The organism is Streptomyces griseorubiginosus (assembly GCF_001514195.1).
Taxonomy (GTDB): Bacteria; Actinomycetota; Actinomycetes; order Streptomycetales; family Streptomycetaceae; genus Streptomyces; species Streptomyces griseorubiginosus.
In genome coordinates this window covers 731,954-746,008 of record NZ_KQ948736.1, presented here as the reverse complement: position 1 = coordinate 746,008, position 14,055 = coordinate 731,954, and the positions used below count along the sequence as shown (strand labels likewise).

Here is a 14,055-nt window from a genome sequence, read left to right as displayed (position 1 = left end):
GACAGGACGTATGAGCGACAGGGCCGTGGCGGCCGCGCGACCGGGACCGGCCGTCCCCGTGGGGCGGCGAGGACCGGCCGCCTTCGGGGGGCTGCCGGGACCGGCCACCTCCGGAGGGCTTCCGGGACCGGCCGTCCCCGCCGGGCTCGCCGCGATCTTCCTCCCCGCACCCCTTCCCCGTGAGGGCCGCATCGCCTTCTGGGACCCCGGGGACGCACCCCTGCCCGCCGCGTCCCCCGAACCCGAAGCCAGGCCGGTGGAGCGCACCGAGCTCACCGTCGTACGACCGCACGGCGCCGGAGTCCGCCGCCGGACCGCTCCCGCCCTCTCCCTCCCGGTCGGCGAGGCCCTTCCGCTGCTCGTCCGGGCCCGCCGGGACCCCGCCGCCCATCCCGCGACCGCCTGCTGGGGCGCGGCCGCCCTGCACGCGCTGCGGCTCACGGCCCGCGGCCGGCTCCTGCCCGGCCTGACCGCCACCGGCCACGACGCCTGGCGGGCCGGCCCCCTGGACCCCGAGGACATCGCCCACCTGCGCGCGATCGCCGCCGCCCTGCCGTACGAGGGCCACGCGGTGCCGCTGCCGGGAACCGGCCCGCTGCGCCTGCCCGAACCGGAAGCGCTGATGCGCTCCTTCCTGGACGCGGTCGCGGACACCCTGCCCCGCACCCCGGCCGCCCCCTTCGCCGCCGGCAGGCCCTTCGCCGACCGTGCGCCCCAGCGGCTGCCGCACGCCCACGAGTGGGCCGCCGAGGTCGCCGCCGGCATGGACGCGGGAGTGCGGATCTCGCTCCGCCTCGACCTGTCCGCGTCCCGCCTCTTCAACGCCGACGACGCCGGTGCGCGCAGCGCGGGCGCCGCGATCGTCCAGGTGCACAGCCTCGCCGACCCGACCCTCGTGGCCGACGCGGCAGCCCTGTGGGCGGGCGAGGCGGACGCGGTCTTCGGACCACGCGCACGCGTGGACGCGGCCCTCGCTGTGCGGCGCGCCGCCCGGGTCTGGCCCCCGCTGGACCGGCTCTCCGAGCAGGACGTGCCCGACGTACTGGCCCTGTCCGACGAGGAGTTGGGCGACCTGCTGGGCGTGGCCGCGACCCGGCTCGCCGCGGCCGGCGTGGCGGTGCACTGGCCGCGGGACCTGGCGCAGGACCTCACCGCGGCGGCGGTCGTACGCTCCGCTCCTGGCTCCGCGACCGACGGCACCGGCTTCTTCGAGAGCGAGGAACTCCTCCAGTTCCGCTGGCAGTTGGCACTCGGCGGCGACCCGCTCAGCGAGGCCGAGATGGACGCGCTGGCCGAGGCCCACCGGCCCGTCGTACGCCTCAGGGACCAGTGGGTGCTGGTCGACCCCGCCCTCGTCCGCAAGGCCCGCAAACGTGAACTGGGCCTGCTCGACCCGGTCGACGCGCTGTCCGTGGCCCTCACCGGCAGCGCGGAGGTCGACGGGGAGACCGTGGAGGCGGTGCCGGTGGGCGCGCTCGCCGCCCTCCGCGACCGCCTGACGACGGGTGTGCGGCCGGCGGAACCGCCCCCGGGTCTGCACGCCACCCTCCGCGACTACCAGCTCCGCGGCCTGGCATGGCTGGACCTCATGACCTCGCTGGGCCTCGGCGGCTGCCTGGCCGACGACATGGGGCTCGGCAAGACGATCACCGTCATCGCGCTGCACCTGCGCCGAGCCCGCCGCGAGCCGACCCTGGTCGTCTGTCCCGCCTCCCTGCTGGGCAACTGGCAGCGGGAGATCACCCGGTTCGCCCCCGGCGTCCCCGTCCGCCGCTTCCACGGCACCGAGCGCAGCCTGGACGACCTCGACGGCGGCTTCGTCCTCACCACCTACGGCACCATGCGGGCGGCGGCGACCCGGCTGGCGGAGCAGCACTGGGGCATGGTCGTCGCGGACGAGGCCCAGCATGTGAAGAACCCCTACTCGGCGACCGCGAAAGCCCTGCGCACCATCCCGTCGCCCGCGCGCGTGGCCCTCACCGGCACCCCGGTCGAGAACAACCTCTCGGAGCTGTGGGCCCTGCTCGACTGGACGACCCCCGGACTGCTCGGCCCGCTGAAGTCCTTCCGCGCCCGGCACGCCCGCGCGGTGGAGAACGGCGAGGACGAGGAAGCGGTCACCAGGCTGGCCCGTCTGGTCCGCCCGTTCCTGCTGCGCCGCAAGAAGTCCGACCCCGGCATCGTCCCCGAACTGCCGCCCAAGACCGAGACCGACCACCCCGTCCCGCTCACCCGCGAACAGGCCTCGCTGTACGAGGCGGTGGTGCGCGAGTCCATGCTGGCCATCGAGACGGCGCAGGGCATCGCCCGCAGGGGACTGGTGCTCAAACTGCTCGGGGCCCTGAAGCAGATCTGCGACCATCCCGCGCTGTACCTGAAGGAGGAGATCCCGGCGACGCCCGGCGACCGCCTCGCCGCCCGCTCGGGCAAACTGGCCCTGCTGGACGAGCTGTTGGACACCCTGCTCGCGGAGGACGGCTCGGCGCTGGTCTTCACGCAGTACGTCGGCATGGCCCGTCTCATCACCGCTCACCTCGCCGCCCGGGCGGTCCCGGTGGACCTGCTGCACGGGGGCACTCCGGTGCCGGAGCGGGAGCGGATGGTGGACCGCTTCCAGAGCGGGTCGATCCCGGTCCTGGTGCTGTCCCTGAAGGCGGCGGGCACCGGCCTCAACCTCACCCGCGCGGGTCATGTCGTCCACTTCGACCGGTGGTGGAACCCGGCCGTGGAGGAACAGGCCACCGACCGCGCCTACCGCATCGGCCAGACCCAGCCCGTCCAGGTCCACCGCCTCATCACCGAGGGCACCGTGGAGGACCGCATCGCGGAGATGCTGGAGTCCAAGCGCGCCCTCGCCGACGCGATCCTCGGCTCCGGCGAGTCCGCCCTGACCGAACTCACGGACCGCGAACTGACCGACCTGGTCTCCCTCAGGAGGCCGTCATGACCCCGGGCCCCGCGGACGAGGTCCGCCGGGCCCTGCGGGCGGCACGGGAGCGGGCGGAGGATGCCGAGAGCGGTGGGTCCGAGGGGGCTGAGACCTCTGAGGCCGAGGGTGCGGATCGCTCGGCGGACGAGGGTGCGGCTGCCGGGGCGCTCACGGAGACCGACGGGCCGGGCGCGCCTGGGGTGCAGGTCAGAGAAGACGCGAGGTCCCACAACACCGTCAAGGACTCCGCCCCGCCCGAGCCTCGCCCCGGTGACGCGGCCCGCGCCGCTCTGCGGAAGGCAGCCGCGGCCCGGCGCTCCTACGCCGAGGGCGTGGACGCCAGGACTGAGGGGACCGACGCGGGTGTCGTCGGCGACCCCTCTGCCGAGGCCGTGAGCGAGGAAGCGGACCGGACCCGAGAGACGGCTCCGCCCCCGGCGACCGCCCCCCAGGACACCTCCCCGCGTCCCGACACCCGCCCCGCGGACGCCGCCCGCGAGGCCCTGCGGGCGGCCCGCAAGAAGCGGGCGGAAACCGAGGCCGCGGAGGCGGAGGCAGCGCTGGCGCGCCGGTCGCGTCGTGTCACCGCGGCCCCGCCGCGGGACCGGATCAGCACACCGCGTCCCGCTTCCGACGCCCGGGCGCGTGACGTACGGACGCGTGACGTACGGAATCTGCTGGCCGACGCGTTCCGGATGCCCGACGACGAGGGGACCGGGCCGGGGGAGAGCACCGAGGACAACGCGCCTGTACGGCAAGGCAGTTCCGGTCGGCAGCGAGCTGGTGTCGAGGAGGACCTCCTCGACACCACCACCCAGGTCCCCACGCCCACCCGCACCGACTCGACGTCCCCCTCCGCCGAACCCCCGTCCGCCCCCCGCCACCCCCGCTCCATGGCCGCCCCCAACCGGGACAACGACCTGCGCCGCACCTTCCCCGCCTTCCCGCCGCACACCTCGGGCGGTGCGCCGGACGCCCCGTTCGCCGCCACCTGGTGGGGCAACGCCTGGGTCACCGCCCTGGAGGAGGGCGCGCTGGACGCCAAACGGCTTGCGCGGGGCCGGAGTTACGCCGAGCAGGGACACGTCGACGCGATCACCGTGACGCCGGGACTCGTGCTCGCGTACGTGCAGGGGAGCCGCCCCCGCCCGTACCGGGTGCAGGTGCGCCTGCGGACGCTCGACGACGCCGACTGGGACCGGTTCCTGGACCTCGCCGCCGACCGCACCGGACACATCGCCGCACTGCTGGACAGGGAGATGCCCCAGTCGCTGGCGGAGTGCGGAGTGCCGTTGCTCCCCGGCCCCGGGGACCTGGAGCCGCAGTGCAGCTGCCCGGACCGGGGCCACCCCTGCAAGCACGCCGCCGCCCTCTGCTACCAGACCGCGCGCCTCCTCGACGCCGACCCCTTCGTCCTGCTCCTGCTGCGCGGCCGGGGCGAACGCGAACTCCTCGACGACCTGTCCCGCCTCAGCGCCGCCCGTGCGGCCCGCGCCGCCCAGGAACGAGAGCCGGCACCCCTGCCCGGCGTGCGGGCGAGCGAAGCCCTCACGTCCCGCCGACTCCCGCCGCTCCCGGCCCCGTTGCCCGCCCCGCCGCACCCCGAGCAGCCACCGGCGTACCCCGCCTCACCGGGCGGCCCCGACCCCTTCGCCCTGGACCAGCTCGCCACCGACGCCGCCGCCCGCGCCCACACCCTGCTCGGCACCGGCCATGACCCGGTCGGCGAACTGACCCTGTGGCAGGACGCGGTCCGGCTCGCCGCGGCCCGCCCCGGTTCCGGCCTCACCGCAGGCACCCGCGCCCTCTACGTCTCCCTGGCCGCCGCCACCGGCCGCACCCCGGCCGACCTGGCCCGCGCGGTCGCCGCCTGGCGCCAGGGCGGCCTCGACGGCCTCGCCGTCCTCGAGGAGCCCTGGGACCCGCCCGCCGGCCGCTTCGACCGCGCCCGGCCGCTGCTGCTCGCCGCCGACCTCCCCGCCTTCCGCCCCTGGCGCAACCACCTCACCCACCCCCGCGGCCATGTCCAGCTCCGCCTGGGCCGCGACGGCCTGTGGTACGCCTACGAGTCCGAACCGGGCCACGACGACTGGTGGCCCCGCGGCACCCCCGACCTCGACCCGGTCGGCGCCCTCACCGGCCTGGGCACCCAGAGCGACCTCTGAAGGCGCGACCTGATACACCGCCCCGCATCCCGTGAAGGCGGTGTGAGGGTTGTCCGGTGATGCTCGGGAGCCGGGTCCGAGGCGCCCGGGCTTCGGGTCCGGACCGCAGGAGAAGGCGGTTAGCGTGGGGGCCGTGAGTGAGACGACGACGACCCCTGCCCTCCAGTACCGCTTCGACGGCCCCGAAGACGCCCCGGTCCTGATCCTGGGCCCGTCGCTCGGGACCACATGGCACATGTGGGACCGCCAGATCCCCGACCTGGTCAAGCAGTGGCGGGTGTTCCGGTTCGACCTGCCGGGGCACGGCGGAGCGCACGCCTACCCGGTGGGCTCCGTCGCCGACCTCACCGACCGGCTGCTGGCCACCCTCGACCGGTTCGGGGTGCAGCGCTTCGGCTACGCGGGCTGCGCGCTGGGCGGCGCGGTCGGCATGGAGCTGGCCCTGCGCCACCCGGAGCGGCTCGCCTCGCTCGCGCTGATCGCCGCCTCGCCCCGGTTCGGCAGCGCCGACGAGTTCCGCCAGCGCGGAGTGATCGTACGGACGAACGGGCTCGACCCGATCGCCCGTACGTCGCCGGAGCGCTGGTTCACCAGCGGGTTCGCCGCGGCCCAGCCCGCGATCACCGACTGGGCCGTGCAGATGGTCCGCACCACCGACCCCGGCTGCTACATCGCGGCCTGCGAGGCCCTCGCCGCCTTCGACGTGCGGGCCGAGCTCGCCGGCGTCGGGGTGCCGACCCTGGTCCTCGTCGGCTCCGACGACCAGGTCACCGGCCCGGCCGAGGCCCGCACCCTGGTCGCGGGCATCCCGGACGCCCGGCTCGCCGTGGTACCGGGCGCCTCCCACCTGGTGCCGGTGGAGCAGCCGGCCGCCGTCACGGACCTCCTGGTCAGACACTTCTCCACCGCCTGGCAGCCCGCCTTCGACTCCACCACCGGGCAGACCGCGATCCCCACTGCCCCGGTCACACCGGTCCTCACGTCGGCGCCGCCGCACCCCGTGCCGATCGCCGAGATCGCCCCGGCCGTCCCGGACTTCCAGGCGGCGGGCCGTGTCGATCCGTACGACGCCGGCATCAAGGTGCGCCGCGAGGTGCTCGGCGACGCGCACGTCGACGGTGTGCTGGCACAGGCCGACGACTTCTCGGGCGACTTCCAGGAGCTCCTCACCCGCTACGCCTGGGGCGAGATCTGGGACCGCCCGGGGCTCGACCGCCGTTCCCGCAGCATCGCCACCCTGACCGCACTGGTCGCGGGCGGACACCTGGACGAACTCGCCTCCCACACCCGGGCCGCCCTGCGCAACGGCCTCACCCCCTCGGAGATCAAGGAAGTGCTGCTCCAGACGGCCGTGTACTGCGGTGTCCCGGCGGCCGGCAGCGCGTTCCGGGTGGCCCAGCAGGTCATCCGCGAGGAGACCACGCCCACCGAGTGAGCGTCGGAGGCGGGTGGCGGGAGCACCTGCCTGGGGTGCCCGGCCGCACGGGCGGAGGGGCAGGATGAGTCCCATGAAGCTCACGAAGAAGTCGCACGCCTGTGTCCGCCTGGAGAAGGACGGACGCACCCTCGTCCTCGACCCCGGGGGGTTCAGCGAGAAGGACGCGGCCCTCGGCGCCGACGCGATCCTCGTCACCCACGAACACCCCGACCACTTCAACGAGGAACGGCTGCGCGCGGCCCTGGACGCCGACCCGGCCGCCGAGATCTGGACGCTCCGCTCGGTCGCCGAGAAGATCTCGGCCGCCTTCCCGGGCCGCGTGCACACCGTCGGCCACGGCGACACCTTCACCGCGGCGGGCTTCGACGTCCAGGTGCACGGCGAACTGCACGCGGTGATCCACCCGGACATCCCGCGCATCACCAACGTCGGCTACCTGATCGACGGCGGCCGCGTCTTCCACCCCGGCGACGCCCTCACCGTCCCCGACCAGGCGGTCGAGACGCTGATGCTGCCCGTGATGGCCCCCTGGAGCAAGATCTCCGAGGTCATCGACTACGTCCGTGAGGTCAAGCCGCAGCGCGCCTACGACATCCACGACGCCCTCCTCACCGACCTCGCCCGCCCGATCTACGACAACCAGATCGGCGCCCTCGGCGGCGTGGAGCACCTGCGTCTCGCGCCGGGGGAGAGCACGGCTCTGTGAGTGTCAGTGCCGCCGGGTAGGTTGTCAGGCATGCGCATCGCGACCTGGAACGTCAACTCGATCACCGCCCGCCTTCCGAGGCTGCTGGCCTGGCTGGAGAGCACCGGCACCGATGTGCTGTGCCTCCAGGAGGCCAAGCTCGCCGAGGAGCAGTTCCCGTTCGACCAGCTGCGCGAGGCGGGCTACGAGGCGGCGGTCCACGCGACCGGGCGGTGGAACGGCGTCGCGGTCATCTCCCGGGTGGGCATCGAGGACGTCGTCAAGGGCCTGCCCGGCGACCCCGGTTACGACGGCGCCCCCGAGCCCCGCGCCATCTCGGCGACCTGCGGCCCGGCCCGCGTGTGGTCGGTGTACGTGCCGAACGGCCGCGAGGTCGACCACCCGCACTACGCGTACAAGCTCCAGTGGTTCGAGGCCCTGAAGGCCGCGGTCGCCGGTGACGCGGCCGGCAGCCGCCCCTTCGCGGTCCTGGGCGACTACAACGTGGCGCCGACCGACGACGACGTCTACGACGTGGCCGCCTTCGAGGGCCTCACCCACGTCACCCCGGCGGAGCGCGCTGCCCTCGCCGCCCTGCGCGAGGCGGGCCTGTCGGACGTGGTCCCGCGCCCCCTCAAGTACGACCACCCGTTCACGTACTGGGACTACCGCCAGCTCTGCTTCCCCAAGAACCGCGGCATGCGCATCGACCTGGTGTACGGCAACGAGGCCTTCGCGAAGGCCGTCACCGACGCGTACGTCGACCGGGAGGAGCGCAAGGGCAAGGGGGCGTCCGACCACGCGCCGGTCGTCGTGGACCTGGACGTCTAGACCGGGGGCCGCACAGCGTCCGGGCCTCGGGGCCGCACAGCGTCCGGGCCCCGGGGCCGCACAGCGTCCGGGCCCCGGGACCTCACAGCAGCGTCAGATCCACCGACTCCGCGAGCGCGGCCAGTCCCGCGTCTCCCGGATGCAGATGGTCCCCGCTGTCGTACCCGGCCCGCATCCGCTCGGGGTGGGCCGGGTCGCGCACCACGCCGTCGAAGTCCAGGACGCCGTCGAACACCCCGGTGTCCCGGATCCAGGAGTTGACCTTGAGCCGCTCGGCGTCGACGGCGGCCGTGCACCGCGCCTCGCCCCCGCAGGGCAGGATGGTCGCCGCGAGCATCCGCAGCCCGCGCGCCCGCCCCCGCTCCGCGAGCTCCCGCAGCCCCGCCACCACCTCCCGCGCGGACACTCCCGACCGCAGGTCGTTGACGCCCTCGAACACCACAGCCGTCCGCACCGACGCCTGGGCGAGCACATCCCGGTCGAACCGGCTCAGGGCACTCACCCCCTGGGTGACCGTGGAGACCCCGTCACCGGGATACCCGTCGAGGACCACACGGTTCCCGGAGATCCCCTGGTTGAGCACCCCGTAGTGCGGCACCGCACCGTGCTCCCGCAGCCGTGCGGCCAGCACGTCCGGCCACCGCCGGTTGGCGTCCGTCGTGGACTTCGTCCCGTCCGTGATCGAGTCCCCGAGCACCACCACGGACCCCGGCCCACCGCCCACCTCGACACCGGTCAGCAGCGGCCGGCTGGTGAGGACCGAGGTGTACGGCGTCGCCGAACCGTCCGCCGTGTGGTCGCCGGGCCCGCTCACGTACGACCGCTGCGCCCCGAGCCGGTGCACCGGCGCGACCGTCACCGTCCCCGGCAGATGGAAGCTCACCAGCAGGTCGGCGCCGGCGGGCACCTCGAAGCGGAGCGGATCGCTGAACGCCTGCGCCCCGGCCGGGATCTCGACACCGCGAGCCCCCGCGAACGTCACCGCCACCGGTCTCGCCCGCGCCGCCGCGCCCACCGCCCGCACGGCCACACTCGCGGCACCGATCCGCACCGGCGCGGCCGCGAAGGTGTTGTCGAACCGCAGCCGCACCCGGGGCCCACCCGCCGAGGTGTGCACCACGAGTCGCAGCGTCCGGTCGGTCCACGGCCCCACCGCCAGGAGACCGGAGCTCGCGGCAGCCCAACTCCCGCTCCAGCCCGCGGCCTCGGCCCGCACCGCGAGAGCGAACACATGCATGCCGGACGCGTGCGGCAGCCCTACCGAGGCCACCTCGCGGTGCGGAGCCAGCGGCACCGTCACGACGTACAGCCGTGCCTTCTCGGTGAGTTGACCCTCGGGTGTGTTCACGTGGGGCAGCGCCACCGCCTTGGTGGCGAGCGGGCCGCGCCGCCAGTCGGGGACGGCCAGCCGGTACGCCGAGCTGCTGCCGTCCCCGTACGTCACGGTCCCCGAGCCCTCGACCGTTTCGCCGTCCGTGCCCGTCGCCAGAAAGGCGAGCGCGTTCCCGTGACCGCGTACCCGTACGTCCTGCCCGGCGGCCCGCACGTTGTCGGGAGTACCGGCCCGCCTGTCCGGCCAAGTCAGCGCGGTGGCCTGCACGGTGAGGACGCGGCCCGGGGCCCAGCCCGCGGCGGCGAGGTCCTGGGCCGAGAGGGAAAAGCCGGAGCCGTCGAGGTCAGCCTCGCCCGGGCGGCTGTCGTCGCTGACGGCGGTGTTGTCGAAGTGCCGCTCCAGCGGCAGCGCCCCCGCCGGGAGGGCGGGCTCCGCACCGGCGGCCGGGCGCCCCGGCGCGAGAGCCGCACACAGAGCGAGAACCACCGCACCACACCGGACACGTCGGTGCACAGACGCCTCCTTCTCCTCATAGGCCACAAAAAACGCATCGCGAAGCTAGGGAGACATCCGTGACAGGTCAACGCGCCGTGCGCCGAGTGGGCGCGAACTCTGCCGGAAACGACGGCCCGCGCGCCTGTGGTGCACGCGCCCGGGTGAGTGACACGCTGGGCGTATGAAGATCCCTTTTCTGGGCGGCCGGAGTGAGAATCCCGGGACCCGCGACGCCGAGGGCATCGCCGAACTGCTCGCCGAGTGCGAGCTGCTGCGCTCGCACGCGTCCCGGTCCGGAGTCGAACTCGACGACACGGAGGCGTCGTTGGAGGCGCTCGACCAGTTGGTGCCCGGCTGGCGCGACGACGAGGACGTCCTGCTGTGGCTCGGCAACGACGCCGGGCTCTATCTCGGCACGGTCATCGTGCGGACCGTCCCGGGGGCGGCCTGGGATCTGCGGTCGGACGGACAGCCCGTGATCCGGCTGGAATCCGGCCGTGAGTTCGATGTCGTGGCCGCCGGTCACGAGTGGGCCGGCAGCGGCGTCCCCGAGCTGTCCCAGCTCTACGCGGAGGTCGCCGAGGAGTGAATCCATGGCCGTAAGCTCGGCGTAAATACGGCTAATGACCGAAAAGTGCGTGTCGTTCCTTATGCGAGATCTTGCCTCGATAGGTTGCGGCAACCACGACACAGCTGAGAGTGAGTAGGGCTGGGCATGGCCGTCGTCGATCCGTTGATCGAACTGCGTGACGTCAACAAGTACTACGGGGAGCTGCATGTCCTCCAGGACATCAACCTCACCGTCGGCAAGGGGGAGGTGGTCGTGGTCATCGGCCCTTCGGGGTCGGGCAAGTCCACGCTGTGCAGGACGATCAACCGTCTGGAGACCATCAAGTCCGGTTCCATCACGCTCGACGGGCAGCCGCTGCCCGAGGAGGGCAAGGCCCTCGCGAAGCTCCGTGCCGAGGTGGGCATGGTCTTCCAGTCCTTCAACCTGTTCGCCCACAAGACGGTCCTTCAGAACGTGTCGCTGGCCCAGGTCAAGGTGCGCGGGAAGAAGAAGGAGCAGGCCGACCGCCGCTCCCGTGAACTCCTCGACCGGGTGGGCCTCGCCGACCAGGCCGACAAGTACCCCGCCCAGCTCTCCGGCGGCCAGCAGCAGCGCGTGGCCATCGCCCGCGCCCTCGCCATGGAGCCCAAGGCCCTGCTGTTCGACGAGCCGACCTCGGCCCTCGACCCGGAGATGATCAACGAGGTCCTGGAGGTCATGCGGCAACTGGCCCAGGAGGGCATGACCATGGTCGTCGTCACCCACGAGATGGGCTTCGCCCGCTCGGCCGCCAACCGCGTGGTCTTCATGGCGGACGGCCGCATCGTCGAGGACCGCGCTCCCGACGACTTCTTCACGAACCCGGACAGCGAGCGCGCCAGGGACTTCCTCTCCAAGATCCTCAAGCACTGAGAGGGGCGACGGCCATGGCCTCGAGCCTCGACTACGATGGTCCGTTCATCCCCACGGTGATGGCGGTCGAGCCCCCAGGGACGCTGCTGCCGGGTGGGGATCCCCCCACGGCCCTTGCACCGTAGGGGGCAGCAGTCACAGAGCCATACCCGCCCGGCGCCGGCCGGAGATCACTGCTCGCGCAGCGGAATCGACACGTACGACGGGTCGTTCGCCGGCGAGGAGAAGGTCAGCTGAGCGCCGGACGGGTTGTGCTCGATGTAGAGCGGGTCGACCGTGTCGACCACCAGGGCCAGACGGTGCCCTGCCGGGACGTCGTAGGCCGTGGAGAACAGGTCCAGGTCGACGTCGAACGGCTCCCCGGGCGTCCGCCCGTGGAAGGTGTACGGCGCGTTGGAGACCAGCTTGCCGAGGCCGAGCGGCCCCACGTCGTACAGGTAGGCGACGAGGGTGCCGCTCTCCTTGGTGGGAGTGAGCGTGGTGTGCAACTTCGCGGTGCCGCGCACCTGTTGGGCGGTCCGGTACTTCTCCGACTGCCATACGGCGGCCCAGCGGCGCGGCAGCAGGGGGATCGAGGCCATCGGCGGAGCCTGGGCGATCTGGTCGAGGATGCTGGACAGGAAGACGATCCCGCCGTCGGCGCCCGAGTCGACGTTGGTGTGGATCGTGGTGGTGCCCGACAGGGCGATCTTCTTCCGCGTGGCGCCGACGGACTTCCAGTCCGGGTACCCCTCGTAGCCGCCCGTGGAACGGGACTTGAGCTGGACCGGCTCCTCGCGGTCGATCCCGTTGTCCTCGCCCTTGAGGTAGTGGTCGAACCAGCGCTCGGTGTCGGTCCACACGTCGTTGGGCAGTCCGAACAGCCCGGGGATCTCGGCGGTCGCGTGGTCGCCCGGCCTGAACTCCAGCCTCTTCGGGCCGGTCAGCTTCTCGTAGAAGTCCGCGTACTGGTTGGGCGCGAAGACCGTGTCGCCCCACGCGTTGGCCATCAGGACAGCGGCGCCGTTCTGGTTGAGCTGGTCCACGTATGTGGCGGCCGAACGTTTCTTCCCCCAATCGATCATCTCCTGTTCCTTCGACAGGTTCGACGCGTAGAAGTTGTCGAAGATCTGGCGGACTTCGGCGCTCTGGCGGCCGGTCACCAGGCTCGCGCCGTCCAGCACGGCGGCGGCCTCGACGTGCTGGGTGCGCCCCGAGTAGATCGAGTCGATCAGGTCGGCCCAGCCGCTGAGGGAGGCGACCGCCTTGACGCGCTTGTCGTGCGCGGCGGCGAGCAGGCTGATGCCGGCGCCGTACGAGACGCCCGCCATGCCGATGTGCCGGGCGTCGGACGGGGTGTTGGCGAGCGCCCAGTCGATGACCTTGGACGCGTCGGCGGTGTCGGGCGGACCCGCCACTTCTATCTGCCCGCCCGACTGCCAGAACCCGCGCACGTTGTAAGTCACCACGACATAGCCCGAGTTCGCGAGCTTCTGGGCCTGGGCGAGGTACTCGACCTGGGGCAGGCCCCAGCTGGTCGGCAGCACGATGAGCGGGAAGCGCCGGGAGCCGTCCGCTCCGGGGGGCGTGACGACGTTGGCCTTGAGGACGGTGCCGCCGTCGCCCGCGATGTCGACGAAGCGGACGGCGTCGGTCGCCTGGGCGGCAGGGGCGAGTCCGAGGGCGCCACCGGCGATCAGGGTCGCGGAGACGGCGCCCACGGTGGTCGTGCGCAGGGCCTTGCGAGGGTGTCCCACGGGTCACTCCCTACTCGTGTCAGTGCAAAGTGACCAGACGGTAACCTCGCCCGCTTACCGCAAGTAACCCGTCGGTAAGTTACGTGGGAGTAACGATTGTTGTGCTGTGAAGCAATTCAGGAGGCGCGGTGCGAGTTCCGTGGAGCCGTGACTGCCGGGAGGGGCGTCTTGGCCTCGCGGGTCACGTCCGCGACCAGTTCCACGACATCCGGCCCGTAGGCCCCGGAGTTGACCACCTTCAGCAGCAGCACGAAGGTGCTGTCACCGTACTTCCTGGTCAACCGCTCCTGGTTCCGGGCGAGGTAGCGGGTCGTGGCCTGGTTGGTGATCGCGGTCTGACCGCAGAAGAGGAACACCGGCCGGGTGCCGTTGCTCTGGTCCACGGTCAGCCGGGCGAGCAGGGCGTACTCGGACTTGCCGACCTCCACCCGGTAGCGCTCGGTGCCGATCTGGAAGGCGCCGCGATCGGGACTCGGATCGGCGTCGACGTTCACCCGGACGCCCGGCAGCAGGGAGGAAAGGTGGGCTGCCATACGGCGGTTGGAGGCCGGGCCGCCCACGCAGAACTCGGTGCGCTCGCCGAAGCCCTGGCGTGCCGCGTCATGCGGGAGGACCTGGGCGTGGGCGTTGCAGTCCTTGATGAGCGCTGCGAGTTCGAGCAGCGCGAACACGTCGTAGCGCATCACGGCCAGGTCCGGCCCGCTCGCCCCGCGGTTGACGACCAGCAGCGACTCGGAGTTGTCCGGCAGCCCGAAGAACGCCTGCTTGCGGCGGAGTTTCCGCTTCCACAGATACGTCCGGGCAAGCCAGCCGAGTGCGGCGCTGATGCCCGCCGCCACCACGCCGAGGACGATGTTGCGCACGTCGTCGTTCATGTGCGCGCATGCTAGCGGCCCGACGGCACTGCTACGTACCGGTGTTCGAAGTGTGGCATTCGCATGACACCTCCACCGAGGAGGGGTGTCGGTGCCCCTGGGATGT

10 protein-coding genes are annotated in these 14,055 nt (G+C 72.8%); 7 read left to right on the top strand and 3 right to left on the bottom strand.

All coding sequences use genetic code 11. The features are described from left to right. Nucleotides 1-10 precede the first annotated feature (10 nt). The 5 genes from AQJ54_RS15970 to AQJ54_RS15950 all read left to right on the top strand — a co-directional run bounded on the left by AQJ54_RS15970 (nt 11) and on the right by AQJ54_RS15950 (nt 8,048). Nucleotides 11-2,947: a DEAD/DEAH box helicase gene (locus AQJ54_RS15970; RefSeq protein WP_248845360.1), complete on the top strand. Its 2,937-nt coding sequence runs from the start codon at nt 11-13 to the stop codon at nt 2,945-2,947. After that, on the top strand, nt 2,944-5,094 hold the full coding sequence (locus tag AQJ54_RS15965; RefSeq protein WP_062237960.1) for an SWIM zinc finger family protein: 2,151 nt from the start codon (nt 2,944-2,946) through the stop codon (nt 5,092-5,094). Before AQJ54_RS15970 ends, AQJ54_RS15965 begins: the two co-directional genes overlap by 4 nt. A gap of 133 nt (nt 5,095-5,227) precedes the next feature. After that, a complete protein-coding gene (gene pcaDC / locus AQJ54_RS15960; protein WP_062238659.1) occupies nt 5,228-6,529 on the top strand; it encodes a bifunctional 3-oxoadipate enol-lactonase/4-carboxymuconolactone decarboxylase PcaDC in 1,302 nt (433 codons plus the stop codon). 73 nt (nt 6,530-6,602) lie between these two features. After that, complete coding sequence (locus AQJ54_RS15955; protein WP_062237958.1) at nt 6,603-7,238, top strand: MBL fold metallo-hydrolase; 636 nt, start codon at nt 6,603-6,605, stop codon at nt 7,236-7,238. Nucleotides 7,239-7,268: 30 nt separating this feature from the next. Continuing rightward, on the top strand, nt 7,269-8,048 hold the full coding sequence (locus AQJ54_RS15950; RefSeq protein ID WP_062237956.1) for an exodeoxyribonuclease III: 780 nt from the start codon (nt 7,269-7,271) through the stop codon (nt 8,046-8,048). Nucleotides 8,049-8,130: 82 nt separating this feature from the next. Here the strand turns inward: AQJ54_RS15950 and AQJ54_RS15945 are convergent, their stop codons facing one another. Next, on the bottom strand, nt 8,131-9,894 hold the full coding sequence (locus tag AQJ54_RS15945) for an SGNH/GDSL hydrolase family protein (protein WP_062237955.1): 1,764 nt from the start codon (nt 9,892-9,894) through the stop codon (nt 8,131-8,133). Between the two features lie 163 nt (nt 9,895-10,057). Here AQJ54_RS15945 and AQJ54_RS15940 point away from each other — a divergent pair, with 163 nt between their 5' ends. Beyond that, the gene (locus AQJ54_RS15940; RefSeq protein WP_020133406.1) at nt 10,058-10,465 is read left to right on the top strand and encodes a DUF6278 family protein; all 408 of its coding nucleotides are present in this window, start codon (nt 10,058-10,060) and stop codon (nt 10,463-10,465) included. Between the two features lie 126 nt (nt 10,466-10,591). After that, nucleotides 10,592-11,338, top strand: coding sequence for an amino acid ABC transporter ATP-binding protein (locus AQJ54_RS15935; protein ID WP_030313271.1), 747 nt, complete (start codon nt 10,592-10,594; stop codon nt 11,336-11,338). Between the two features lie 170 nt (nt 11,339-11,508). Here the strand turns inward: AQJ54_RS15935 and AQJ54_RS15930 are convergent, their stop codons facing one another. Both AQJ54_RS15930 and AQJ54_RS15925 read right to left on the bottom strand, forming a co-directional pair. Next, a complete protein-coding gene (locus tag AQJ54_RS15930) occupies nt 11,509-13,074 on the bottom strand; it encodes a CocE/NonD family hydrolase (protein WP_062237954.1) in 1,566 nt (521 codons plus the stop codon). Nucleotides 13,075-13,190: 116 nt separating this feature from the next. After that, nucleotides 13,191-13,949, bottom strand: coding sequence for a hypothetical protein (locus AQJ54_RS15925; RefSeq protein ID WP_211278540.1), 759 nt, complete (start codon nt 13,947-13,949; stop codon nt 13,191-13,193). Nucleotides 13,950-14,055: the final 106 nt, after the last annotated feature.

Bases quoted from the DNA above. Each gene is read 5' to 3' on its own strand.
- AQJ54_RS15935 (WP_030313271.1), top strand. From the start codon at position 10,592: ATGGCCGTCGTCGATCCGTTGATCGAACTGCGTGACGTCAACAAGTAC.
- AQJ54_RS15940 (WP_020133406.1), top strand. From the start codon at position 10,058: ATGAAGATCCCTTTTCTGGGCGGCCGGAGTGAGAATCCCGGGACCCGC.
- AQJ54_RS15970 (WP_248845360.1), top strand. From the start codon at position 11: ATGAGCGACAGGGCCGTGGCGGCCGCGCGACCGGGACCGGCCGTCCCC.
- AQJ54_RS15925 (WP_211278540.1), bottom strand. From the start codon at position 13,949: ATGAACGACGACGTGCGCAACATCGTCCTCGGCGTGGTGGCGGCGGGC.
- AQJ54_RS15950 (WP_062237956.1), top strand. From the start codon at position 7,269: ATGCGCATCGCGACCTGGAACGTCAACTCGATCACCGCCCGCCTTCCG.
- AQJ54_RS15955 (WP_062237958.1), top strand. From the start codon at position 6,603: ATGAAGCTCACGAAGAAGTCGCACGCCTGTGTCCGCCTGGAGAAGGAC.
- AQJ54_RS15965 (WP_062237960.1), top strand. From the start codon at position 2,944: ATGACCCCGGGCCCCGCGGACGAGGTCCGCCGGGCCCTGCGGGCGGCA.